Annotated in this window: 26 protein-coding genes; 13 read left to right on the top strand and 13 right to left on the bottom strand. The window is 32.2% G+C overall.

Features of this window, described 5'->3' with window-relative positions:
- Positions 1–185: 185 nt before the first annotated feature.
- Positions 186–1,463 (bottom strand): glycerate kinase type-2 family protein, encoded by a 1,278-nt coding sequence (locus C5F49_RS06535; protein WP_179362200.1) that lies wholly within the window; start codon positions 1,461–1,463, stop codon positions 186–188.
- A 52-nt stretch (positions 1,464–1,515) separates the two neighbouring features.
- On the opposite strand from C5F49_RS06535, the gene C5F49_RS06530 reads away from it, so the two are divergent.
- The 3 genes from C5F49_RS06530 (at position 1,516) to C5F49_RS06520 (ending at position 3,950) form a co-directional block, all read left to right on the top strand.
- Positions 1,516–2,460 (top strand): iron-containing alcohol dehydrogenase, encoded by a 945-nt coding sequence (locus tag C5F49_RS06530; RefSeq protein ID WP_179362199.1) that lies wholly within the window; start codon positions 1,516–1,518, stop codon positions 2,458–2,460.
- Between the two features lie 93 nt (positions 2,461–2,553).
- Positions 2,554–3,660 carry an LLM class flavin-dependent oxidoreductase gene (locus C5F49_RS06525; RefSeq protein ID WP_179362198.1) on the top strand — a complete coding sequence of 369 codons (1,107 nt, stop codon included), beginning with the start codon at positions 2,554–2,556 and terminating at the stop codon, positions 3,658–3,660.
- 59 nt (positions 3,661–3,719) lie between these two features.
- A complete protein-coding gene (locus C5F49_RS06520; protein WP_179362197.1) occupies positions 3,720–3,950 on the top strand; it encodes a hypothetical protein in 231 nt (76 codons plus the stop codon).
- Here the strand turns inward: C5F49_RS06520 and C5F49_RS06515 are convergent.
- Both C5F49_RS06515 and C5F49_RS06510 read right to left on the bottom strand, forming a co-directional pair.
- Positions 3,945–4,358, bottom strand: coding sequence for a hypothetical protein (locus tag C5F49_RS06515; protein WP_179362196.1), 414 nt, complete (start codon positions 4,356–4,358; stop codon positions 3,945–3,947). The two genes, C5F49_RS06520 and C5F49_RS06515, sit on opposite strands and share 6 nt — an antisense overlap.
- Positions 4,359–4,567: 209 nt before the next feature.
- Positions 4,568–4,792: a hypothetical protein gene (locus C5F49_RS06510; protein WP_179362195.1), complete on the bottom strand. Its 225-nt coding sequence runs from the start codon at positions 4,790–4,792 to the stop codon at positions 4,568–4,570.
- Positions 4,793–4,868: 76 nt separating this feature from the next.
- Here C5F49_RS06510 and C5F49_RS06505 point away from each other — a divergent pair, with 76 nt between their 5' ends.
- Positions 4,869–5,501, top strand: a complete 633-nt coding sequence (locus tag C5F49_RS06505) for a pyridoxamine 5'-phosphate oxidase family protein (protein ID WP_179362194.1) — start codon at positions 4,869–4,871, stop codon at positions 5,499–5,501.
- A gap of 26 nt (positions 5,502–5,527) precedes the next feature.
- Here C5F49_RS06505 and C5F49_RS06500 read toward each other — a convergent pair whose 3' ends face one another.
- Entirely contained in the window at positions 5,528–5,737 is a 210-nt protein-coding gene (locus C5F49_RS06500; RefSeq protein ID WP_179362193.1) for a hypothetical protein, read from the bottom strand.
- 134 nt (positions 5,738–5,871) lie between these two features.
- Between C5F49_RS06500 and uvrB the strand changes: the two genes are divergently transcribed.
- From uvrB to uvrC, 3 genes are read left to right on the top strand one after another with little or no spacing between them, the layout of a single operon-like run.
- Entirely contained in the window at positions 5,872–7,824 is a 1,953-nt protein-coding gene (gene uvrB / locus C5F49_RS06495; protein WP_179362192.1) for an excinuclease ABC subunit UvrB, read from the top strand.
- The gene (gene uvrA / locus C5F49_RS06490; protein WP_179362191.1) at positions 7,811–10,630 is read left to right on the top strand and encodes an excinuclease ABC subunit UvrA; all 2,820 of its coding nucleotides are present in this window, start codon (positions 7,811–7,813) and stop codon (positions 10,628–10,630) included. The genes uvrB and uvrA overlap by 14 nt, the downstream gene beginning before the upstream one ends.
- Positions 10,627–12,213, top strand: a complete 1,587-nt coding sequence (gene uvrC, locus C5F49_RS06485; RefSeq protein ID WP_179362190.1) for an excinuclease ABC subunit UvrC — start codon at positions 10,627–10,629, stop codon at positions 12,211–12,213. Before uvrA ends, uvrC begins: the two co-directional genes overlap by 4 nt.
- Positions 12,214–12,236: 23 nt before the next feature.
- On the opposite strand, the gene C5F49_RS06480 is transcribed toward uvrC, so the two are convergent.
- Together C5F49_RS06480 and C5F49_RS06475 are read right to left on the bottom strand one after the other, a co-directional pair.
- Entirely contained in the window at positions 12,237–12,836 is a 600-nt protein-coding gene (locus C5F49_RS06480; RefSeq protein WP_179362189.1) for a cupredoxin domain-containing protein, read from the bottom strand.
- Between the two features lie 301 nt (positions 12,837–13,137).
- Entirely contained in the window at positions 13,138–13,548 is a 411-nt protein-coding gene (locus C5F49_RS06475; RefSeq protein ID WP_179362188.1) for a hypothetical protein, read from the bottom strand.
- Between the two features lie 76 nt (positions 13,549–13,624).
- Between C5F49_RS06475 and C5F49_RS06470 the strand changes: the two genes are divergently transcribed.
- Positions 13,625–13,831 carry a hypothetical protein gene (locus tag C5F49_RS06470; RefSeq protein WP_026090100.1) on the top strand — a complete coding sequence of 69 codons (207 nt, stop codon included), beginning with the start codon at positions 13,625–13,627 and terminating at the stop codon, positions 13,829–13,831.
- A gap of 2 nt (positions 13,832–13,833) precedes the next feature.
- Here C5F49_RS06470 and C5F49_RS06465 read toward each other — a convergent pair whose 3' ends face one another.
- Positions 13,834–14,997 (bottom strand): citrate synthase, encoded by a 1,164-nt coding sequence (locus C5F49_RS06465; protein WP_179362187.1) that lies wholly within the window; start codon positions 14,995–14,997, stop codon positions 13,834–13,836.
- A 117-nt stretch (positions 14,998–15,114) separates the two neighbouring features.
- On the opposite strand from C5F49_RS06465, the gene C5F49_RS06460 reads away from it, so the two are divergent.
- Positions 15,115–15,306, top strand: coding sequence for a hypothetical protein (locus C5F49_RS06460; protein WP_179362186.1), 192 nt, complete (start codon positions 15,115–15,117; stop codon positions 15,304–15,306).
- Positions 15,307–15,353: 47 nt separating this feature from the next.
- Positions 15,354–16,517 carry a DHHA1 domain-containing protein gene (locus C5F49_RS06455; protein WP_179362185.1) on the top strand — a complete coding sequence of 388 codons (1,164 nt, stop codon included), beginning with the start codon at positions 15,354–15,356 and terminating at the stop codon, positions 16,515–16,517.
- On the opposite strand, the gene C5F49_RS06450 is transcribed toward C5F49_RS06455, so the two are convergent.
- Entirely contained in the window at positions 16,518–16,940 is a 423-nt protein-coding gene (locus C5F49_RS06450) for a DoxX family protein (RefSeq protein WP_179362184.1), read from the bottom strand.
- A gap of 96 nt (positions 16,941–17,036) precedes the next feature.
- Here C5F49_RS06450 and C5F49_RS06445 point away from each other — a divergent pair, with 96 nt between their 5' ends.
- Together C5F49_RS06445 and C5F49_RS06440 are read left to right on the top strand one after the other, a co-directional pair.
- Positions 17,037–18,158 carry a DUF3179 domain-containing protein gene (locus tag C5F49_RS06445; protein WP_179362183.1) on the top strand — a complete coding sequence of 374 codons (1,122 nt, stop codon included), beginning with the start codon at positions 17,037–17,039 and terminating at the stop codon, positions 18,156–18,158.
- Positions 18,158–18,637: a hypothetical protein gene (locus tag C5F49_RS06440; RefSeq protein WP_179362182.1), complete on the top strand. Its 480-nt coding sequence runs from the start codon at positions 18,158–18,160 to the stop codon at positions 18,635–18,637. Before C5F49_RS06445 ends, C5F49_RS06440 begins: the two co-directional genes overlap by 1 nt.
- Positions 18,638–18,677: 40 nt before the next feature.
- On the opposite strand, the gene C5F49_RS06435 is transcribed toward C5F49_RS06440, so the two are convergent.
- From C5F49_RS06435 to C5F49_RS06420, 4 genes are all read right to left on the bottom strand, one after another.
- Entirely contained in the window at positions 18,678–19,046 is a 369-nt protein-coding gene (locus C5F49_RS06435; protein ID WP_179362181.1) for a PPOX class F420-dependent oxidoreductase, read from the bottom strand.
- 23 nt (positions 19,047–19,069) lie between these two features.
- On the bottom strand, positions 19,070–19,849 hold the full coding sequence (locus tag C5F49_RS06430; protein WP_246275305.1) for a PEFG-CTERM sorting domain-containing protein: 780 nt from the start codon (positions 19,847–19,849) through the stop codon (positions 19,070–19,072).
- Positions 19,850–20,006: 157 nt separating this feature from the next.
- Positions 20,007–20,462, bottom strand: a complete 456-nt coding sequence (locus tag C5F49_RS06425) for a RidA family protein (RefSeq protein ID WP_179362179.1) — start codon at positions 20,460–20,462, stop codon at positions 20,007–20,009.
- Positions 20,463–20,640: 178 nt separating this feature from the next.
- Positions 20,641–21,240: a hypothetical protein gene (locus tag C5F49_RS06420; protein ID WP_246275304.1), complete on the bottom strand. Its 600-nt coding sequence runs from the start codon at positions 21,238–21,240 to the stop codon at positions 20,641–20,643.
- A 130-nt stretch (positions 21,241–21,370) separates the two neighbouring features.
- On the opposite strand from C5F49_RS06420, the gene C5F49_RS06415 reads away from it, so the two are divergent.
- Complete coding sequence (locus C5F49_RS06415; RefSeq protein WP_179362177.1) at positions 21,371–21,508, top strand: hypothetical protein; 138 nt, start codon at positions 21,371–21,373, stop codon at positions 21,506–21,508.
- Between the two features lie 155 nt (positions 21,509–21,663).
- Here C5F49_RS06415 and C5F49_RS06410 read toward each other — a convergent pair whose 3' ends face one another.
- Entirely contained in the window at positions 21,664–22,824 is a 1,161-nt protein-coding gene (locus tag C5F49_RS06410; RefSeq protein ID WP_179362176.1) for a TrmB family transcriptional regulator, read from the bottom strand.
- Positions 22,825–22,881 lie beyond the last annotated feature (57 nt).

The raw sequence follows: 22,881 nt of genomic DNA, 5'->3' as shown, positions 1-22,881 counted from the left end.
CTTCTAAAACTTGATCCCTCATGGCAGTCACATTTGCAGGAGATGTCGTTACAAAATCCATGATTGTTTTTTACCATATTCTAATTAGGCAATTATGATATTTGAAGGACTCTACTTTTTGAATAATCATTTGTTCAATAAAATTCAAAAAAATTAATATTTTTACGCCTAACTTTTTGAATGATTTATCTCAAAATTACGCCTATATCCATTAGATTTGTGTGAGTTGGATTTGTTTTGATGTTTCCTTTTTGCTTTTGAAAAAATCTCCCTGAATCACTATTTTTAAGAAATTCTTTCATTGTGTCTAAATCCACTTTTACATTTTCTGTAATTGCTCCTGCAAAAACTGAATTGCCATCAACACCATCAGTTCCTGCAGATGCAATGACCATCTTTTTTAATTTTTGTGTATTTTTTAATAATCTTAAAACTAATTCTTGATTTCTCCCACCCATTCCTTTTCCTAGAACTTTGACTGTTGGTTCTCCCCCAAAAATAATACATGTTTTATCTTCTTCTGAAATTTTTTTAAGAATTTTAGTTACTATTTCTTTAATGTCTCCAAAAATATGCATCACACTAACTGTATAGCCCATTTTTTCAGCTTTAGATTTCATTTCATTTAGACAATCGTCATTATTTGCAATCACATAATTTTCGATTTTGGCTTTTTTTGGAGTCTCTAGTTCTTTCTCATTCATTCTATTTTTTAAAAGTGTCAAAACTTCATTAGGCATTTTCCAACCTATTTTGTATTTTTTAATAATTGCTAATGCATCTGCATATGTTGTGTCATCCATGTATGTTGTACCTGATGCAATTGATGACAGATCATCTCCTTCAACATCTGACATTATTAGTCCTATTCCTTGACATTTCATATTCTCTACAAGCTTACCTCCCTTGATTTTTGATAGATGCTTTCTAATACAATTGAATTCTTGTATGGTTGCACCAGATTTTAACAGAGTATCTGTGACATGCACTTTGTCATCCAAAGTGATATCATCAGGCATTGCTAACAATGATGAGCCTCCTCCTGAAACTAGGAAAATTATCAATTCATCACTCCGCTTGTTTTGAACAAATTTCATGACTTCTTTTGCTGCTTTTACACTTGTGGAATCTGGCTTTGGATGTCTGGAATTAAAAATCTGGAATTTTTTACCTTTGATAACTGATTTTGAACCTTTTGGAATAACTATAATTCCGCTTTTTATTGGAATGACTGCATTTAGTGCTCTAGTCATAGTGTCCCCTGCCTTCCCAAAAGCGACTGAATAGATACTTGAATATTTCTCTAAACTGAATGATTTCCCATCAATTTTTATTTCATTAGGAGTGACAAATTTCTTAATTATATTTTCTGGATTTGCTGCTTGAAGTCCTGATTCTAAAATTTTTAAACAATCTTTTTTCTTGTCTGTAGTTGCCAAGTCGTCAAAATTTTGAATTATCATGATGTCCATCGATAATGCAAGATATAATAATAATCAATGATGTCTTTCATTCATGAATACAGTACGCATTCCAAAAGTTATCAACTTTGGAGAAAATGCACTTGGTGAAACAGAGTATCCAAAAAATGCCTTGATTGTCACAACAGTTCCTCCTGAACTTTCTGACAAATGGATTGCAAGAATGGGTATTACGGATTACATGTTGTATGACCAAGTAAAACCTGAACCATCCATGGATGACGTCAATGCTGTTATTTCACAATTCAAAGACAAAGACCCATCATGTCTAATTGGACTTGGTGGTGGAAGTTCTATGGATGTAGTAAAATATGCTGCACCTGAGATGAAAAAAGACAAAATCTTAATTCCAACTACATTTGGAACTGGAGCTGAAATGACAACTTATTGCGTTTTGAAATTTGATGGCAAAAAGAAATTGTTACGTGAAGACAGATTTCTAGCTGATATGGCAGTTGTAGATTCCTATTTCCTAGATGGAACTCCGCAACAAGTCATAAACAATTCTGTCTGTGATGCATGTGCTCAAGCTACTGAAGGCTATGATAGCAAACTCGGTAATGACTTGACAAGAACTCTATGCAAACAAGCATTTGAGATTCTATATGATGCAATTATGAATGACAAACCAGAAAACTATCCTTACGGATCAATGTTGTCTGGAATGGGATTTGGTAATTGCTCTACAACTCTAGGACATGCATTGTCCTATGTGTTCTCAAATGAGGGTGTACCCCATGGATATTCCTTGTCCTCTTGTACTACCGTTGCACACAAGCATAACAAGTCAATCTTCTATGATAGATTCAAAGAGGCTATGGAAAAGTTAGGCTTTGATAAACTAGAACTCAAAACTGATATTTCAGAAGCTGCAGACACTGTAATGACAGATAGAGGACATTTGGATCCAAACCCAATTCCAATATCCAAAGAAGATGTTGTAAAGTGTCTTGAAGATATCAACGCAGGTAATTTGTAAAAAATTCAATATTTTTTACTTTTTTTCTATTTTCTTGATAAAGTACGAAATTGGCAGCTTGATGAAACTTTTTATTCTAATAATCTGGTGTAAATGTACTTGGCTTCAAAACAACTCAAATTTGGTATTCAAAATGGACTAAATGTAGCAAGAGCTGGTTATACTGAAGACCAAATATTGACAGCATGCATACTAGCTGATAAGACTGGTTATGATTCTATTTTTTATATGGACCACACAAATGTCCCACAATGGAAAAATGCAACTGTTCTTGATCCTTGGGTAATGTTATCTGCAATTGCAGCTGTAACAAGTAATGTTGAACTAGGAACTTGTGTAACTGATGCAATTAGAAGACATCCTTCTAACATTGCTCTAGCTGCAATTACTCTTGATAGAGTTTCCAAAGGTAGAGCAATTTTGGGAATTGGTGCAGGTGAGGCACAGAATTTAAAAGAATTTTGTATTCCATTTGAGAAACCTGTTTCTAAATGGGAAGAACAAATTGAAGTTATTCATCAATTATACAAATCAACTCCTGATCATACTGTAGATTATGCAGGAAAATATTATCAACTTGAAGGGGCATGTTTGCAAGCTCCTCCAATTAGAAAACCACGTCCACCAACTTACATGGCATCCGGTGGTAAACGTACACTTGCATTAACTGGAAAACTCGGTGATGGGTGGCTACCAATTGGTTACACTCCTGAATTGTTTGAGGATCATAGAAAACAAATCGAGGTTTCAATGGATACAAACAACAGAACACAAGAGGAAAAAGATAACTTCCAAATGGCTTTAGATATTGATGTCTACTTTTCTGATGATGCTGAAGTATCATGGGCCAAAATGAAAGAAGCTGTTAAAGTTAGTTTATTCAAGCCTGAAATTTTAAGGGTTCACGGCTTGAAAGAAATTGAAGGATTTGATTTTGTAAAATACTTTACAGAATATTCAATGTCTGATCAAAGTTGGATTGTAAAGATGAGAGAAGCTGCAACTAAAATTCCAGATGCTGTTGCTCGTTCATCAACTGCAGTTGGTACTCCTGAAGATATGATTCCTGTATTTGAGCGATTTATGGATGCTGGTGTAAATCACTTTGTTATTAGATTCTGGGGTAAGAATTACTTTGGTTCTATTGACAAGTTTGCAAGTCATGTGATGCCTGTATTGCGTGCTAAAGCCAAACAATAAGAAATTCAATATTATATCATACAGCAAATCATTTAGTATACTTCTTCATAGAATTTACCATGGATGAAGAACTTCCTGATTCTGTAAAAAAATGCCTTGATATATTAGAAGAAAATGTGGAAATCTTGGCAAATCTTGAATATGATTTAGATGATGAAAAGGAAGATGAATTGACTCCTGATATGGAATTGCACAATCTATATGATATGAGTGAAGATGTGGCAGAATCTGCTAAACTAAAACGTGCAGAATCAAATTTTGCTAGACGGCAATCTGAAGATTCTTTATGATTTATGTGGCCTTTTTCTCTTTGTCATTGATTTAGAATTACGTCTATTTTTTTGCTTTTCAATTCTTTTTCTAGTTCTCTCAGTTGCATTAGTTGAACCTTGAATAATTTTTGTTTTACTTCCATCCTTTAACATTATTTGTTTACCCTTGAATCTAAACTCTACATCTCTGCATTTGATGTAGTACTTTTTCAAACAGAAGAATATTCTATTGTTTGTCCCATGCATCTCTTTGACTTCTTTTGATTTTTTCAATTCATTGAGAATATTTCGAAGTAATCCCTTATCGATATCTGTAATTCTATGTAATTCTCTAAACCAAATGAATTTTGATGCCGAACCCCATTCTTCTAGAAGATTCAGTGTAACTTTGGTGGCTTCTTCTCGTTCATCATCTACTTCGCTCATTTCATACATTGAATTAATCCTAAATTTAGGAATTTACATTAATGAAGAATTTGGATGAAAAAAGTCAAGTTTTAGAAAGTTGCTTGTTTTTGATAATTTTTGTAATCATCCTCTATGGGCACAGAATTCAAAACCGAATGTAATGAATTAGAATGTAGAATAATGGAAATTAAGGCTATGGCCAAAGAATTAGATGAAGAAGATTGACTCTATCTCTTTGATTTTGATTTCCTTTCTTTAATTCTAGATTTTGTTACTTTGACTGATTGTTTTTGATTGTTCTCCATCTTGTTTGCTATGGAATCAATTTGCTTGATGATTTTTGCTTGAATTTCAGGAGAATTTGTTTTTAATAATTTTATTTTTAATTTTTTTAATTGATTAGAATATTCTCGAAAATCATCTTTTAATTCATTAAGATAAGGATCGTCCATGATTGTTTTTTATTTACCTTGTATTTTAGGAATTTCTATACTCTGGATTTATAATATTATTTTACTGAATTAAATTATGCAGTTAACTGGAATTCTCCAAATAAAATCATATGAAAAAGTAAAAGATTTCTTAAATGAAGAACATGTTGGACGTGTAGCAAGTATTGATGTAAATGGATTCCCGCAAATTATTCCTATGAATTTTGTATTTCTTAATGATGCAGTTTACATGCATTCTCATGTAAAGGGTGAAAAACTTGATAATATTGCAAGAAACAACAAAGTTGGATTTGAGTCTGATAGGGAACTTGAATTTTTACCATCCTATTTTGAAGATCCACATAATGCATCTTTAGCTGATACATTATACATCAGTGTTGTAATCAAGGGGATTGCTTCTTTTGTATCTGATAGAGAAGAAAAAACTCGTGCACTAAATGGTTTAATGGAAAAATATCAGCCTGAAGGATTTTACGATCCAATTAAATCTGATATGCGGGTTTTAGATGCTGTTAGTGTTATCAAAGTATCTCCCCAGTCCATACATGGCAAATACAAAATCGGTCAGCATATGCGACCTGATGATAGATTAGATTTGGCAGAAAAAATTCTAAAGAAAAATTCCCCTTCTGCACATGAAACTTTGAAGATTATGGGATTTGAGATAACTGATACTGGTTTGAAAATGATTGATGAGCCTAGTTGGTAATTTGGGTATTTTAAAATTAATTCCTTTTAAATTCCAAAAACCTTTTTGCCTTTCTGTTCTCTGAATTTTCGAAGAAAGTCATCGGTTTTGATCTTCAAATCCATCATGACTTCTTGCTGTGTTTCTTTGAATTCTTTATTCGTATCTTCTTCAGGAATTGCAGTTCCTTTGAGTTTTAATTCAATTCTAACTTCTTGCTCTGTTTCTTTGAGTTCTTTTTTAGGATCATTGTTCATTACTTGCACATTCCTAATTGAATTTCACTTGAATTTATAATGATGTAGAATTTCCCAAATTTAGTAATTTGTTGACTTGGCATTACTAATCTACAAACGTTAGCTATAAGTTCAGTTTTTGAGGATTGTATGCGTTGGAACAGATATCTAAGTTTGAATTGGCCTCTGATTACTCTCCTACAGGGGATCAACCTCAAGCTATTGATGCATTAGTCAAAGGAGTAGAGAAAGGAACTGTTCAAACATTACTTGGAGTTACAGGTAGTGGAAAAACCTTTTCTGTAGCAAATGTAATTGCAAGAACTGGAAAGAATACCTTAGTCATTTCTCATAACAAAACTCTTGCTGCTCAACTATACTCTGAACTAAAACAATTTTTTCCAAAAAATAATGTTGGTTATTTTGTATCTTATTATGACTATTATCAACCTGAAAGCTATCTTCCACAAACTGATACCTACATAGAAAAAGATACTCAAATTAATGAAAAAATTGAAAAGATGAGATTGGAGGCAACTGCAATGTTGTTATCTGGCGAACCTACAATTATTGTATCTACAGTATCTTGTATCTACTCTCTTGGTAATCCTAAAGATTGGGGAGACTTGGCTATTACATTAAACATTGGTGATGAGATTAAAAGAAATGAGATAATTCGAAGATTTGTAGATGCAAGATATGAAAGAAATGATACTGAAGTAGCTCCTGGAAATTTTAGAGTTAAAGGTGATACAATAGATGTAACTCCTGCATACTCTGAAGATTTAGTTAGAATCTCTATGTTTGGGGATGAAATAGAAAAAATTGCTTTATTAGATCATGTTTCCTTGAAAGAAAAAAAGAAAGTTAACCAAATGAAAATTTATCCTGCAAAACATTATCTTATTGCAAAAGATGTTCGTAAAAAGGCTGTCAAATCTATTAGAACTGAATTAAAACAACGATTACCTGAATTAAACGAATTAGAGAAACAAAGACTTGAGATGAGAACAAAATATGATTTAGAGATGATTGAAGAGTTAGGGTATTGCTCTGGAATTGAAAATTACTCTAGACATTTTGATGGACGAAAAGCTGGAGAAAAAGCATTTTGTTTAATGGATTTTTTCGGCGATGATTATCTTTTGGTAATTGATGAATCTCATGTCACGTTACCTCAACTTCATGGGATGTTCAAGGGTGATCATTCTAGGAAAAATGAATTGATCACATATGGGTTTAGATTACCTAGTGCATTTGATAATCGACCACTAAAATTTGAAGAATTTGAAGAATACATACAAAATACCATTTTTGTTTCAGCTACTCCTTCTGATTATGAGAAAAAAATTTCATCTCACATTGCAGAGCAACTAGTGAGGCCTACTGGGTTACTTGATCCTCAAGTAGAGATTAGGCCTAGCAAAGACCAGATGGATGATTTAATTCGAGAAATTAACAAAAGGACTGCTAAATCTGAGAGGGTTTTAGTCACTACTTTGACTAAACGTATGGCTGAGGATTTGGCTGAATATCTATCAAAAAAACAGGTTAGGGTGAGATACATGCATTCAGAGATAGAAGGATTACAGAGAACTGAGATAATCAGGCAATTACGATTAGGGGAGTTTGATGTACTTGTGGGGATTAATCTTTTACGTGAGGGTCTGGATATTCCCGAAGTTTCTCTAGTTGCAATTTTGGATGCTGACAAGGAAGGATTTTTGAGGAATTTTACAAGTTTAATTCAGACCTGTGGTAGAGCTGCAAGAAATGTAAATGGAACTGTCATCATGTATGCTGATAATACCACCAAATCTATGAAAAATGCAATGGATGAAACTACACGTCGTAGAGAAAAACAAATACAATACAATAAAGATCATAATATTACTCCTAAAACAATTATCAAGTCAGTCCCAGATCAAGAAGTTGCATTAGATGATTCTAAACTCAAATCAACACATGATCTTACTACTGAAGTTATAGATTTGGATGCACAAATGAAAAAATATTCTGAAGAATTAGATTTTGAACGTGCAATTGAATGCAGAGATAGAATAAAAAGACTAGAGAAGGAGATTGAATTTAAAAATGGTAGAAAATAAATTAAAAATTCGTGGAGCTCGACACCATAATCTGAAAAATTTAGATGTTGATATTCCAAAAAATAAATTAGTTGTAATTAGTGGATTGTCTGGTTCTGGAAAATCTACATTGGCATTTGATACCATCTATGCTGAGGGTCAGAGAAGATATGTGGAATCTCTTTCTTCATATGCTCGTCAATTTTTAGAGATGATGGATAAACCTGATGTCGATTCTATTGAGGGTTTATCTCCTGCAATTTCTATACAACAAAAAACTACAAGCAAAAACCCACGTTCTACTGTTGGAACTACTACTGAAATTTATGATTACATGAGATTATTGTTTGCAAGAATTGGAATCCCCTACTGTACTAATTGTGGACGCAAAGTCTCAACACAATCTATTGAAAGAATTTGTGATTCAGTACTCAAAGATTTCTCGGGAAAAAAAATACTTGTTTTGGCTCCTATGGTTCAAAGAAAAAAGGGTACGTATGAGAAATTATTTGAACAAATCAAAAAAGATGGCTATTCTAGAATACGACTTAATGGCGAGATTTTGAGCCTAGATAATGACATTCCCCCTCTTGATAGGCAGAAATGGCACAATATTGAGATTGTAGTTGATAGAATTACAACTGAAAAATCAGAGCGCTCTAGACTTTTTGAGGCAATACAAACTGCAATCAAAGCATCAAAAGGAGATGTGATGATTGCCACAGATAAATCTGAGAAGATTTTCTCTCAAAATAATGCATGTCCATATTGTGGATTAACTGTCGGTGATTTAGAACCTCGTTCTTTTTCATTTAATTCTCCTTTTGGAATGTGTAAAACATGTAATGGTTTGGGAGTAAAGATGGAGTTTGATGCAGATTTAGTGGTGCCTGATAAAACAAAATCTATTTTGGATGGGGCAATTGTTCCATGGAGTGGTAGATTTTCTGCATTTAGACGCCAAGCACTAAGAGCGGTAGGAAAAAAATTTGGGTTTGATTTGATGACTCCTTTTGATAAGATCAAACCAAAACATCTTCAAATTATTTTACATGGAACTGATGATTTAATTGATTTTACATATCATTCAAAGTCTGGAGATTCATCTTGGCAATCAACTAATGCCTTTGAAGGTGTTTTAAATAATTTACAGCGTTCATTTATGGAAACTGATTCTGAATCAAAAAGAGAATGGCTAAAACAATTCATGAGAGATACTCCATGTACCACATGTAATGGTAAAAAACTAAAACCAGAATCACTTGCAGTTAATATTAATGAAAAAGGAATAATGGATGTATGTGATATGTCAATTGATCATTGCTATGATTTTTTTTCATCATTAAAATTAACAACAAATGAACAATACATTGCAAGAGATGTCCTAAAAGAAATTAAAGAACGTCTAGAATTTTTAATGAATGTTGGATTAAATTATCTTACATTAAATAGATTAAGTTCTACTCTGTCTGGTGGAGAATCACAAAGAATTAGATTGGCCACGCAAATTGGTTCTAATTTAACTGGAGTTTTGTATGTTTTAGATGAACCTACTATTGGATTACATCAACGAGATAACACCCGACTCATTAAAACGCTAAATAAGCTACGAAATCTAGGAAATACTGTCATAGTAGTAGAGCATGACGAAGAAGTTATACGAAATTCAGACTGGATGATAGATTTAGGTCCCGGGGCTGGTGTGCATGGTGGACATGTAGTTTTTGAAGGAACAGTCAATCAAATTCTTAAAGATAACAAATCTGTAACTGGCAAATATTTGAAAGATAATTCGTTGATTAATTTAGATGATAAAATTCGTAATCGTTCAGGTTCTCTATTGATTAGTAAAGCATCTGAAAATAATTTAAAAGAAATTAATATTGAAATTCCTTTGGGATTATTTGTTTCTGTAACTGGTGTTTCTGGTTCTGGAAAATCCACTTTGATTAATGATATTTTATTAAAAACATTACAAAATTATTTTTCCAAATCTAATATTCGACCAGGAATGCACAAAGATATTACAGGTATAGAAAATATTGATAAAGTAATTGCAATTGATCAATCTCCGATTGGTAGAACACCACGTTCAAACCCTGCAACATACATTGGAGCTTTTACACCTATCAGAGAACTTTATGCAAATACTGCATTATCAAAAGAACGTGGATATGCACCAGGTCAATTCTCATTTAATGTAGCTGATGGACGATGTTTTGCATGTGATGGTGATGGTGTTAAGCAAATTGAAATGCAGTTTTTATCTGATGTTTATGTAAAGTGTGATGAATGTAAAGGAAAAAGATACAATACTGAAACTTTATCTGTATTGTACAAGGGAAAAAATATTTCTGACATTTTAGATATGACTGTATACGAGGCATTGAATTTCTTTGAGAACATCCCTGCAATTCAACGAAAATTACAAACTGTATATGATGTAGGTTTAGGGTATATCAAACTAGGACAATCATCAACTACATTATCTGGAGGTGAAGCTCAAAGAGTAAAACTTGCATCTGAATTATCTAAACGAGGTACTGGGAAAACATTATACATTTTAGATGAGCCTACAACCGGTCTGCATTTTGCAGATGTTCAAAAATTATTAGATGTTCTTAATCGTCTAGTAAACTTGGGAAACACTGTGGTTGTAATTGAACATAACATGGATGTAATCAAAAATTCTGATTGGTTAATTGATCTTGGACCTGAGGGTGGAGATGAAGGTGGAAAAGTAGTTGCAGTTGGCACTCCAAAAGATATTGCAAAAGCACCTGGAAGTTATACTGGAAAGTATTTGAAAAAATTGTTAAAAAAATGACCTTTGATATTTCTAAAATTAACATTCCAACTGATCCTGGAATTTATTTAATGAAAGATTCTGACGGCCAGATTATCTATATTGGAAAAGCCAAAAATTTGAAAAATAGGGTGAGATCTTATTTTAACAAAAATCAAAATTATAAAACACAAAAACTTGTTGAAAATATTTCATCTATTGAATTTGTTTTAACTGATAATGAAAGTGAAGCATTTCTTTTAGAATCAAATATGATCAAAAAGTATCGGCCTAGATTTAACATTGAATTAAAAGATCAACAACGATACACGTATCTTAGAATATCTGATGAAAAATTTCCTAGGTTATTAGTTTCAAGGAGGACTAGAGATGGGAAATTTCTAGGTAAGGGGAAAACTTTTGGTCCTTTTACACAAGGCAGTTCAAAATTACTTACTATTGGTACTTTGAGGAAAGCATTCCAAATTAGAATTTGTAAAACACTTCCAAAAAAAGTTTGTTTAGAATATCATCTGGGGAATTGTGAGGGGCCATGTGAATTTAAAGATGCTCAAGAACGATATCAAAAACATGTAAATGCATTACAAGATGTGCTGAAAGGAAAAAACAAGACTAAGATTTTTACAAAAAAATTAAAAGAAGAAATGCAACATGCTGCAGAATCGCAACAATTTGAACGTGCAAAAGACATTCGTGATACCCTGATTAGGCTTGGTAGTCTTCAAACTAAACAAAAAATGGAATATGTTGAAAATTCTGATGAAGAATATTTTGGAATAGGTATCCAAGAACAATCTGCAACTGTTATGAATTTTAGAATGATCAACGGTGTGATTAGAGATAGTGACAAGTTCTTTTTTGATTTAGTTGGGGATAATTCATTTTCAAATTTCTTATATCAATATTATTCTACACATAAAATTCCAAAATTTATTTTGGTTAGTGAATTACCTAATAACAAAAAATTGTTAGAATTATTGCTCTCTGAACAATCAGGACTTAAAGTTCAAATTTTATGCCCTACAAAAGGTAAGAAAAAAGACATCATTAATCTAATTTTAAAAAATATTAAATTAATTCTATCTAAAGGGGGAGATCCTGGATTGGTGGAATTAAAAGAACTTCTTAGCCTCCCTGTCATTCCAAATATCATTGAATGTTTTGACATTTCAAATCATGGAGAAGATTTTGCTGTGGGGTCAATGGCTAGGTTTGTTGGCGGGATTCCAAATAAATCTGGATATCGAAAATTCAAAATTAAAACAGTGACTGGGCGAGATGATTTTGCAATGATTGGTGAAATTATCACGAGACGATATTATAGATTGCTAGAAGAAAACTCTGAACTTCCTGACTTGATAGTAATTGATGGTGGTAAAGGTCAGCTTAGTTCTGCATTAAAGTCATTACAATCTCTTGGTTTAGATTTACCTTGTATTTCTTTGGCAAAAGAAAATGAAGAAATCTATGTTCCTAAAAACAAAAATCCAATTATCATTCCAAAATACAAATCATCTTTGAAAATTTTACAATATGCTAGAGATGAAACGCATAGATTTGGAGTGGCATATAATAGATCAATAAGGAAAAATCAAATAAAATAAGAAAAAAGGAAAAAAGTTTTTTGTTAGCTAACTGAAACGCTGCCGACCATCCATGGATGTACCATACAGAAGTACTTGTAGCTGCCTGCTTTATCAAATGTAAATGCATATTCTGCATTTGCCATTACTAAACTGCTATCAAATACGCCAGATGGGCCATTAGCTGGACTGCCACCAGTTACAGTGTGAGCTGCTGTGTCAACATTAATCCATTTTACTGTGTCGCCAGCTTTGATTTTGATATCTGCTGGTGTGTAACATGCATTACTTGTTTCACATCCTGGAACTGAAGTACCTGATGGAATATCAACAGAATGTGTTTTAGGTCCTGTTGGTGCTTTAGCTACTGGTTTTTCTTCTTTAGCTATTGGTTTTTCTTCCATTTTCACTTTATCTTCCAGTTTCACTGTTTTTTCCATCATATCATCTCCAGTTTTTACTTTCTGAGCGATATCTGCACCAAATGACTCAGTTTGAGTTTTTGGTTCTGATACTTCTTTTGTAACTGCTGGAGCAGTGTATGTTGGAGCATTATAAGCTGCATCTCCTGCAACTGCAATTCCTACACCTACTAGTGCAATTGCAATTGAGAAAACTATTGCTGCTTTGTCTATACCTGCCATAATTGATCCATGGTTTAGCATATACTAAATAAATCTAATCGTCTTTCTCACGTTTATTTTTATAATTTAGCCTGATGTGTTATTTTTTCAAAATTAGTTCATTTTCAGAATTTTGTTTTTTTAAAGTTTTTTCTACAACCTCTTTTTGAAATATTTTCAAGATAGTTGCTAAACAATTGTAAATTCCATAAGATCGCTCTAATTGAAGATGAGGTGTTGTCAATGTTAGTGAACAAATCTTTCTTTTATCAGACTAGTGCTAAGTATAATCACAAACTGCGATTGAGCTCTCACCAAACAACTATTCGTTTTTGGTCTTAAGCTCTTTTGCTTCTAGTATTTTATTTGCCAAGTTGTCTTTTTGTTGAATCAATTCAAATTTAATTTTTAACTTTCTTTGTATGGTTAATTGTTTGATAAATTTAATTCGATTTACAATAAATTCATCTTCTATTTTCAAGTCTGTATTTATCTGATCAAACATTGTTTTTTCATCTAACTTTATTTTGATAATATCATTATTTTTTAATATGAATACTCCAATCCCCCAAAATAATCCGATATGTAATGCTACATATTTTGATTGTAGTTCTGAAATTTTATTTTTGTATATTTGTGCATGTTCTCTACTTTGTTCAATAATTGAATCATTTGTTTGAATTATCCAGGAAATTTTCTTTACATTCCCATCTGAATAAAAAACATGGTCCAATTGTCAACCAAAAAGGGGTCTTTTGTTAATATATTTTGAATCCCCCACTTATGATCATAGATTGAAAGGTGTACATATGCTTGAATCTCACGCCTTCTTCTCGAAAATGGTCGATGAATTGGTTGAATTTTCAGAATATGATCCTGAATTAGCAGATGGAATCAAGTGGCTTGATGATCAGGCTCAGAAAAAAGGTATTACATTTTATGATATGGTTTTTGAAGTGTTGTACAAACATGATGTCAATTCAAAAGCTAAAGATTGGTTAAGCACAAGAAATTAAATTTATTTTCTTAAGTCTAATGTTTGATATTCGCAACCTTGCGGTCCGCAATATTTTCCAACATATGTCGCCTTTGGTCTATACAAAGCTGGTTTAGGTGCAGCTTCTGCAAATTTTTCTTCAATGATATGTGCGGCCCATCCTACAACTCTTGAGATGGCAAAGATTGGGGTGTTAAGATCCATTGGAATTTTTAACATGTAGTATAATGATGCACTGTATAGGTCTACATTTGGATAGATATCTCTATCTTTTTGGGATTTCATTTCAGCAATAGTTGTAGTTTCTACTTTTTCTGTAATGTCAAACCATGGTTCTTTGGTTTTTTCTGCCAATTTTCTAGAAAGTTCTTTTAACACTTGTGCTCTTGGATCATAAGTTTTGTATACTGCATGTCCCATTCCCATAATTCTATCCCCTGCTTTGATTTTTTCTTTAATCCATCCTTCAACTTTATCTAATTCTCCAATTTCTAAGAGCATTTTCATTACTTCTGTATTTGCTCCTCCATGTAGTTCTCCACTTAATGCTCCAATTGCAGCACTTGATGCTGAATACATGTGTGCTCTTGTTGATGCAACTTGTCTGGCTGTAAAAGTAGATGCATTGAATGTATGATCAGCATGAAGAATTAAACACACATCAAATATTTTTTCAACTTCAGGGTCTGGTTTTTCTCCAAACATCATGTATAGAAAATTTGCAGCATGACTAAGTGATGAATCCGGTTCGACTGGTTCTAATCCGTTTCTTATTCTGTGCCAACTAGCAACAATTGTTGGGACTTTGGCAATGAGGTTAATTGCTTTATCGTAACTGGCATCTTTGTTTGAAAATTCTTCATCATAATAACCTGCAAGTGCAGATACGAATGCCTGAAGCATATCCATTGGATCTGCATCTTTTCTCCAATTGCCCATGTTTTTTTGCATCTGTTTTGGAATGTATCTTGCATCGATTAATTTTGCATTAAATTCATCTAATTGATTTTGTGTTGGTAATTTGTCATAAAGTAGGAGATAGGATGTTTCTTCAAACGTTGAATTTTTTGTAAGATCTAAAATATCAAATCCTCGATAAATGAGTTTTCCTTTCTCACCGTCTATGTTTGAAATTCTGGTATCTGCAACTTCAATTCCACGTAGACCGATATTTTTTGTCTCCATGATGTGCCTATTGAGAATCTTTTATTATATTTTCTCTAAAATCATGTCTCCGAAGTTTAGTAATTAGTCTAATATGGCAACTTTTGGTCATAAATGATTATTTTTAATCAAAACTTGATGACTCCTAAAGAGCGAGAACATTTGAAAAAATTAGATGACTTGGTACTAAATGCATCATCTGAAGAACTTAAAAAAATTCAAGAAATTGATAATCAAACCCAGATGGAGGGTCTATCGCTATATGATGTATATCTTGATTCAAGTTCGTTGGTAAATCAAAGTATCAAAAAGCCTTTTAGAAAATCCTAATTTTACATTCTTCATTTAAATGAGGGTTTGTGATTTTCGAATCTGTATTGGTATCCTCTAAAACTAAAAAAACAGCAGCTAAAAAAGTAACTAAAAAAACAGCAGCTAAAAAAGTAACTAAAAAAACAGCAGCTAAAAAAGTAACTAAAAAAACAGCAGCTAAAAAAGTAACTAAAAAAACAGCAGCTAAAAAAGTAACTAAAAAAACAGCAGCTAAAAAAACAAGTTCATCTAAGCGTACTAAAGTAATTTGTATTTCCCATAAGGAAGATTGTGATGGTATTAGTTCTGCAGCATTAATTCGTCAAGCATTTGGCGGAGATGCAATATTAGTTGATTATCCTGGTCAAATGGAAGCATTAAACCAAGTTGTTTTAGATGAAAAATTAAAGTCATTATTTATTTGTGATTTAGGATTAAGTAAAAAAACACAAGATGAATTTATTGACATTTTAACAAGATTGAGAAAAAATAAAGTTTCAGTTACATACATTGATCATCATGATATTGATCCTAATGTTGTAAAAGCATTAAACAAAATCAAAGTAAAGGTAATTCATGATATCAATGAATGCACTGCAGTTCTAACTTATACTGCTTTCAAATCCAAACTCAATGATCATGCATCCTTTGTTGCAGCATGTGCTGCAATCACAGATTATATGGAATCTAGACCACTTGGTTCAAAATTACTTCAAATCTATGACCGACAATTTGCATTGATTAGTGCAACAGTGATGACTTACAATATTGTGGGACGTCAAAGAGAACCTGATTATCTGCAATACTTAGTTGAGGAATTGGCAGACTCTAAATTCCCACATGATATTCCAAATACTTATGAATTTGCACAAATTCAAGTAGAAAAATTATCTCAAATGATTGCCAAAGTAAAAGTTGGATTAAAAACAATGAGTAATCTAGGACATATGGAAATTTTAGATTCTGGCGCAAGTGGAGCAGTTAATTTTGTAATGGGTCTATCTGGTAAAAATGTGGGTGTGGCATACAAGGAACGTGTAGACCATGGGATTTATGCAGTATCTGTAAGAGGTTCAAAGAATTGTAAAGTTCACTTGGGTAAAATTGTTAATCTTTTGGCAACTAGTCTTGGTGGTTCTGGTGGTGGACATGACAAAGCATGTGGTGCAGTTGTCCCAAAACCAAAAATAAAGAAATTCATTACAGAATTAAATAAAAAAATAAAATAATTACTGTAAGATTCTAGGGATTTTTTTCACTAGATGTGAAATTGATATTCTTCCAGGTCCTGCCACGATGATTGTGAGAACTGCTGCTAACATTACAAGATCCCATTCCCATCCTCCTTGAGAAACAAAAAATCCATTCTCCCATCTAATGTGAAATATTGCACCAAGTAAAATTATGGCAAATATAGAACCTGTGACTCTTGTGAGTACTCCAACAATTAGTAAAATACCGCCAATAAATTCTGCTAAAGCAATTGGTAATTGCATTTCTGGTGGAATTCCAATACTCATTAGCCATTCTTGCCAACTAGGATCAAATTTTTTCAAACTATGAACTATGAATATGACGCCGATTGATGCTCTAATTCCCCAATGAGTGATGTCGTGTAATACATTTTCTTTTAGATTTGCCTTTGTATTCATGGATAAACGATTTAGAAATTGATTAAAAGGGTTTATCCAAATTAAAATCAAATTGGAAGAATTTTTTAATAATTTGCAAATCAAATCTATTCTACATTGAATCTAAAGATACTTGTACCCGTCATTGTATTTGGAGTTGCAATTGTAATATTCTCTATATTGTTTTTATCTGATTCAGACAATGTTGTTGATTTTACTTCTATGGAGTCTGCCTCTGAACTCATTTCTGAGCCTGATTCCATGATGATTATGGAGACAAATGGGGTAAAGCATAGTATTCCACTTGATAAGATAAAGGGGGGCGGACCACCAAAAGATGGAATTCCGTCAATTGACGATCCTGTATTTGCAGAGATTCGAAATTCTGATTTTATGTCTGACTCTGACACTGTAATTGGATTGGAAATTAACGGAGAAGTGAAAGCTTATCCTATTTTCATCTTAGTTTGGCATGAAATTGTTAATGATAGAGTTGGTGATGTTCCAGTATCTGTTACGTACTGTCCTTTATGCTACACTAATCAGGTTTTTGAGAGAATTATTAATGGACAAGAAGTGGAATTTGGAACTTCTGGAAAGTTATACAACAGTAATTTGTTAATGTATGATCGATTTACTGAATCCTATTGGAGTCAAGCTCTTGGAATTGCAGTAAAGGGTGAATTAACAGGATACAAATTAAATCTAATTCCATTTGATGTAATTACTTGGGGTGATTGGAAGAAACTTCATCCTGATACTTTGGTATTGACTACTGATACTGGTTACATTCGTTCGTATTCTACTGATCCTTATGGAAACTATTACACCGAACCGCGAATAATGTTCCCAGTAGAACATAGAGATGATCGATTAAATCCAAAAGAAATAATCATTGGATTTAATCAAGATAATATTTACAAAGCTTACAAACAAAATGACATTGAATCTAAAATTTTGATTAATGATTTTATTGGTGATGCCCCTATAATGCTGGTTTCATTGTTTTCTGAAAATTCTCGTGCATTTGAGAGAACTGTAAATGGAAATACATTAGACTTTGTGTATGATGATGGAAAAATTATAGACATGCAAACAAATTCTGAGTGGAACTATGATGGATTATCTATATCTGGTGAGAATATTGGAATGCAGTTAAAACGAATGCCAATTGAGCCTGGATTTTGGTTTGAATGGGTTGCATTTCATCCTCAAACTCTAGTTTATGATGGTGCATGATGAAACCTCTTAGAAAGGCAATACTTGCAGGTATGATTACAATTACAGTGTATCTTTCTGTAGTTGTAATTACAACTCCTGCATTGGAGCCTCAAGATGCAATTAGTGCTGCATTTCAACTAAATTCAATAGTGATAATTGGAATGGGGATTGGAATTGGATTACAAATATTCCTTTCAGAGAAAAGTAAGACATTGGGTTGTAAACTAGATGTAAAGAAAAAAACGTTTAGTGGAAATACTGGAAGTACTGCTGCTACCTCTTTTTTCTCATTTTTTTCTTTGGTTCCTCTTGGTTGTTGTGGTTGGTGGCTCTATGCATTGTCTTTACTTCCAGGTATTGTAGGAACTGGTGTATCTGCTGTTCTGATAGAATATAGTCAAGTTTTATCTTATCTGGGATTGATCATAATCTTTGGATTTGCAGGATTGACTGCTTACAAATTAAAACAAGAACTAAAATTACAAAAAATTGTTTGATTCACTTTTAATCTAAATGATATCTGAAATGGATTGGAATTTATGATTGCGATATTGTAAAAGCAAAAAATTTTCCTTTACTTTTACTAGCAAATTTTGCAACCTTTGCCATGAATCCGTATTTTTTATCTCTCATCTTTACTGCTTCTTTAGTTTCCAGTTCAGATAATATTTTTGCAGTGCCTGAAATCCATTCTCCTGTAATTTTACCCCTCATTGAACACAATGCAAATTTTACTTGTAAATTATTTTTAAGCCGTTTTACTTTACCTGTTTGTTCTCTAGTTACAACATAAATCAAATTATCTTTAATTACAAACCAAACAGGGGTTTTTACTGGTTGATTGTTTTTTCGATAAGTTTCAAGTGAAATATATTTTTCTGATTTTATGTCGTCTAAACTAAACATATTCTTTGTGTTTGTATGTGGAATTAAAATCTAGTTGGTATAGCAAGTTTTGATTTTGATGATACTATGATTATGGAGATAATTGATATTGCTAAAACAAGTGAAGCTATGACTCCAAATTCAGGTACTACTACTCCGTCTTTGATTTCAACTTGAATTGATTTTTTAATCTCTGATGATGTACCTTGATTTGCAGTAATTGTATACATGCCGTCTTCTTTCCACATTGGACCTCCTGTCTTAATCTCCACTTCAAAATTTCCGTTAATTCCTGGGGTTACTTGTGCTATAGTCATTAGATTCCCCATAGGGGAATTAACAATTAATGTGATATCTGAGCCTCTCAAACTTGTATTTCCAGTTATTGCAATTACATCTGAGCCGTTTACTGCATCCGCAATCAATGTGATTCCATTTGTTGCCATCGGTACTTTTCTCTCTATTGTTTTCTCTTGAGTTGTATTTGGAATTTCATTTCTTGGTATTGCTTGGGCTATAACTGTAAATTGAGTGGATGCTGTTACTTCTGAATCTTCATGACTTGCTGTAATCAAATATGTTCCAGCCTTGAAACTTGGAATTGGATGATTTAATAATTTTTTAAATTCTCCATTATCTCCAATTGCTAACTGTGGGGCAAAAACAAGTGCCCCGTCAGGACCTATAATTCGGAGTTTTACGGGTTTGAATTCAGATACATCTGTTATTTTACCTGAAATCCAAATTGAATCTAATGCATTGATTTGTTCAGATGATACTTTTACTTCTAAAGTTGGCTCTGCAAATGCTGAGCTAGATGCCATTGAAATTATGATTAACATAAATAATGAAATCTTTAGCATTTTTATCACTAAATCACAACTGTATATGAATTGTTTCTATGAAGGTATAGTAATCTTCTTAACTTTGAATTTTATTTTCTCTATTCTTTTTTAGAACTTTCTTCATCTGTCTGTTAGGCTATTCTGCAAATTCTACAATTGCATCTATTTCAGTCATTGAATCCAATGGCAGACAAGCTACTCCAACTGCAACTCTTGCATGTTTTCCTTTTTCTCCAAATATCTCAAAGAGTAAATCTGATGCAGGATTGATGACTTTGGGATGTTGTGTAAACTCTGGCATAGAATTTACAAATCCTGAAAGTTTCACAATTCTTGTAACTTTGTCTAGACTTCCAATTTCTCTTTTAATTTGAGCAAGTATGTTAATTGCACACATTCGGGCAGATTTTTGGGCAGTCACTAAATTGTTATCTGAAACTTTTCCTGTAAAAATTACTTTTCCATCTTCCATTGGAATTTGACCTGAGATAAATAACAAATTACCTGTACGTATGACTGGGACATATGATCCTGCGGGAGTAGGTGGATTTGGAAGTTTAACTCCTATGGATTCAAGTTTTTCTTCAATCATGATTATGATGCTTAATTTGGGTCTGATTTTAGTATTTTGAATTTACCAAATGTATGTTCTCTACATTGAAAATAATTAGAAGATTTTGTATATGTGAAAAATTTCCTATTAATTGTCACTAGGGGCGTTTTATGATGAGGATCTAGTAAATGTCTCTGGTGACACTTGAAAATTATTTTTATATTTTTAGATATCCTGCTTTTGGAATTTTACCTGTAAATTCTCGTTGTAATACTATTCGTTCTTGAGTTTTTCTCCCTTCAAGTAATCTGCGATTTATTTCATCCATAAATTCATTAATTTGTTTAAAGCATTTTGTTATTTCTTTTTTTAATTCTTTATCTTCACTATTTTCTTTAGTCCACAGTATTGATGATGCTAATTCAAACATACTTGTCATACTAATTAGTAATGATTCATAGTCTGATTTTGTATATTTACTAAATTTATACGCACTAAGATCTTTTGATATGTCCAAAAATATTTTTTTATTTTCTAAATTTTTAATTGCAGAATTTATTTTAGATTCATATGTAAAAATATTGTTGTTGATAAAACCAATATGCTCTTCAAATGAATAATGATAATGTTTTACATAATATGCATCATCTTTGTAGCCGTGTTTTTTAATGTGACCTAACAGTTCCATTTTTTTTAAAATTTCTTTTAGCTTGCTTTTTTTGAATCTTTTTTTGTTATTTAGGCAAGTTTGCCACAAGTCTCCCAGATAATTTTTTTCATCATTCATGCATTCTAAAATATATTCAATTGAAACCATTTGCATGGCCTTACTCTTTAATTGAATTATTTATTGGTGATGACTAAAATTTTGACTCCAATGGAGCCTGCTGATTATAACATGGTATGAAAACTGAGTATTTTGTACATCTTTCTTACCTACTATTGTAATGAATGTTGGTCTCAAATTCATTATTGTAATGCTGTATCATGACGAAGAATTAGATGAGGAAGAATTGAATAAATGCTTTGCAAAATTTGATTCTAAGACTATTGAACTAATTAAGCAAGAATACAAAGATGATTGATAGTGAAAAACTAGCAAATACTGTTTCTGCATTTATTGAGAAAAACCTTCTAGGTAATGCTCCTTTTCAAAGCACTTCGGAATTTATCTCATATATTGCCTATAAAGAGTCTCAAAAAAAATTAAACACTAATTCAAAACTATTAGAATAGTTTTTTAATTTTTTGTTATTTTAATATGGACTTTTTCGCCTTTGCTTGAATTATTTTGATAGATTGTTCTTGTTTTGTACCCTTGTTTTTGAAGACATCCATCTAAAATTGACACCCATGGTAATGAATGTCCACTGTTTAATTTTGATTCTATTGTAATGTTTTTGGTATTTGCCTCAAAATTAACATGGCCTGAACATGTGATTTGCATTATTGCATCAATAATCTCAATCACGTCATCTAGTGTTTTTGATTTTAAAGAAACTCCGTTCTTCTCCAAAAGTTTAACCATATCTGCTTCTGGTTTTTTAGATACCATTGTAGAATTTAGTAAATATGGTAAACCTATTTCATTGACGATTTTAATAATTTTGTAAATCTCTTGTGCTTCAGTTTTTGTCATATCTCCTAATGCTTTTGTCTTAATTGCGTTTTTCCAAATATTGGAAAATATTTTTTCTTGGTTTATTCCCAAAATGTCTGTAGATGAAAATATTGCCCCTTTACCATTGCTATTATCTACCATTAGCAATTCTGTTTCATCAAAAATAAAGCAGTTTTGTGTAATGTCTGATGCTCTGATTTCTACTCCGTCTGGAATTACTCTAAACGATTCAGAACAAATTTGAGATGGTGCTACTAGAACTTTCACATCTAAATTTCTTCGTAATACTGATAACAACTGTTCTTTACATTCAGCTAATAATCCAAAACCCCATTGGTCAGTCATGATTTTGATTGATGATTTTGAACCTTCAATCATAGTTTGTAGTTGTGATAAGACGTTATTTGCACTTAAATGAAAATATCTTTTTTCTTCAGAGCCTCGAGTCTTTCTACTTTCTTCACTTGCTTTCTTTAAATTAGAAATCAAAGCATTCATGGCGTTTACCTTATTGATCTGCTCATGAATTATTCCATCAAAAGCATCTTCTGGAGCAATTGCTGTACACATAATTGGTTTACTTTTTGAAATGATGACTAGTTTTTTATTTTCTAATTTCAATAATGTTGGGTAGATTTTTGTTCTTGGAATCTCTGAATAATATGCAAGATCTCCTGCTGAAATAGTGCCCTTTGCTATTAATGCCACATATGCCTGTGCTTCGTATTTACTTAATCCAAATTCTTCTAGACTGACTGTTAAAACGTGCTCATTTACCATGGTTTTCTTTGATTTGTTATTAGGTAAAATTGAGAGCTAAATTCCTTTACACAAATA

Origin of the sequence: Nitrosopumilus oxyclinae (genome assembly GCF_013407165.1) — an archaeon.
In the GTDB taxonomy this organism is placed as follows: domain Archaea; phylum Thermoproteota; class Nitrososphaeria; order Nitrososphaerales; family Nitrosopumilaceae; genus Nitrosopumilus; species Nitrosopumilus oxyclinae.
The sequence above is the reverse complement of the archived record's forward strand: the minus strand, read 5'-3'. Positions and strand labels throughout refer to the sequence as shown.

Bases quoted from the DNA above. Each gene is read 5' to 3' on its own strand.
- C5F49_RS06535 (WP_179362200.1), bottom strand. From the start codon at position 1,463: ATGATAATTCAAAATTTTGACGACTTGGCAACTACAGACAAGAAAAAA.
- C5F49_RS06530 (WP_179362199.1), top strand. From the start codon at position 1,516: ATGAATACAGTACGCATTCCAAAAGTTATCAACTTTGGAGAAAATGCA.
- C5F49_RS06525 (WP_179362198.1), top strand. From the start codon at position 2,554: ATGTACTTGGCTTCAAAACAACTCAAATTTGGTATTCAAAATGGACTA.
- C5F49_RS06520 (WP_179362197.1), top strand. From the start codon at position 3,720: ATGGATGAAGAACTTCCTGATTCTGTAAAAAAATGCCTTGATATATTA.
- C5F49_RS06515 (WP_179362196.1), bottom strand. From the start codon at position 4,358: ATGAGCGAAGTAGATGATGAACGAGAAGAAGCCACCAAAGTTACACTG.
- C5F49_RS06510 (WP_179362195.1), bottom strand. From the start codon at position 4,792: ATGGACGATCCTTATCTTAATGAATTAAAAGATGATTTTCGAGAATAT.
- C5F49_RS06505 (WP_179362194.1), top strand. From the start codon at position 4,869: ATGCAGTTAACTGGAATTCTCCAAATAAAATCATATGAAAAAGTAAAA.
- C5F49_RS06500 (WP_179362193.1), bottom strand. From the start codon at position 5,737: ATGAACAATGATCCTAAAAAAGAACTCAAAGAAACAGAGCAAGAAGTT.
- uvrA (WP_179362191.1), top strand. From the start codon at position 7,811: ATGGTAGAAAATAAATTAAAAATTCGTGGAGCTCGACACCATAATCTG.
- uvrC (WP_179362190.1), top strand. From the start codon at position 10,627: ATGACCTTTGATATTTCTAAAATTAACATTCCAACTGATCCTGGAATT.
- C5F49_RS06480 (WP_179362189.1), bottom strand. From the start codon at position 12,836: ATGGCAGGTATAGACAAAGCAGCAATAGTTTTCTCAATTGCAATTGCA.
- C5F49_RS06470 (WP_026090100.1), top strand. From the start codon at position 13,625: ATGCTTGAATCTCACGCCTTCTTCTCGAAAATGGTCGATGAATTGGTT.
- C5F49_RS06465 (WP_179362187.1), bottom strand. From the start codon at position 14,997: ATGGAGACAAAAAATATCGGTCTACGTGGAATTGAAGTTGCAGATACC.
- C5F49_RS06460 (WP_179362186.1), top strand. From the start codon at position 15,115: ATGACTCCTAAAGAGCGAGAACATTTGAAAAAATTAGATGACTTGGTA.
- C5F49_RS06450 (WP_179362184.1), bottom strand. From the start codon at position 16,940: ATGAATACAAAGGCAAATCTAAAAGAAAATGTATTACACGACATCACT.
- C5F49_RS06440 (WP_179362182.1), top strand. From the start codon at position 18,158: ATGAAACCTCTTAGAAAGGCAATACTTGCAGGTATGATTACAATTACA.
- C5F49_RS06435 (WP_179362181.1), bottom strand. From the start codon at position 19,046: ATGTTTAGTTTAGACGACATAAAATCAGAAAAATATATTTCACTTGAA.
- C5F49_RS06430 (WP_246275305.1), bottom strand. From the start codon at position 19,849: ATGGCATCTAGCTCAGCATTTGCAGAGCCAACTTTAGAAGTAAAAGTA.
- C5F49_RS06425 (WP_179362179.1), bottom strand. From the start codon at position 20,462: ATGATTGAAGAAAAACTTGAATCCATAGGAGTTAAACTTCCAAATCCA.
- C5F49_RS06420 (WP_246275304.1), bottom strand. From the start codon at position 21,240: ATGGTTTCAATTGAATATATTTTAGAATGCATGAATGATGAAAAAAAT.
- C5F49_RS06415 (WP_179362177.1), top strand. From the start codon at position 21,371: ATGAATGTTGGTCTCAAATTCATTATTGTAATGCTGTATCATGACGAA.
- C5F49_RS06410 (WP_179362176.1), bottom strand. From the start codon at position 22,824: ATGGTAAATGAGCACGTTTTAACAGTCAGTCTAGAAGAATTTGGATTA.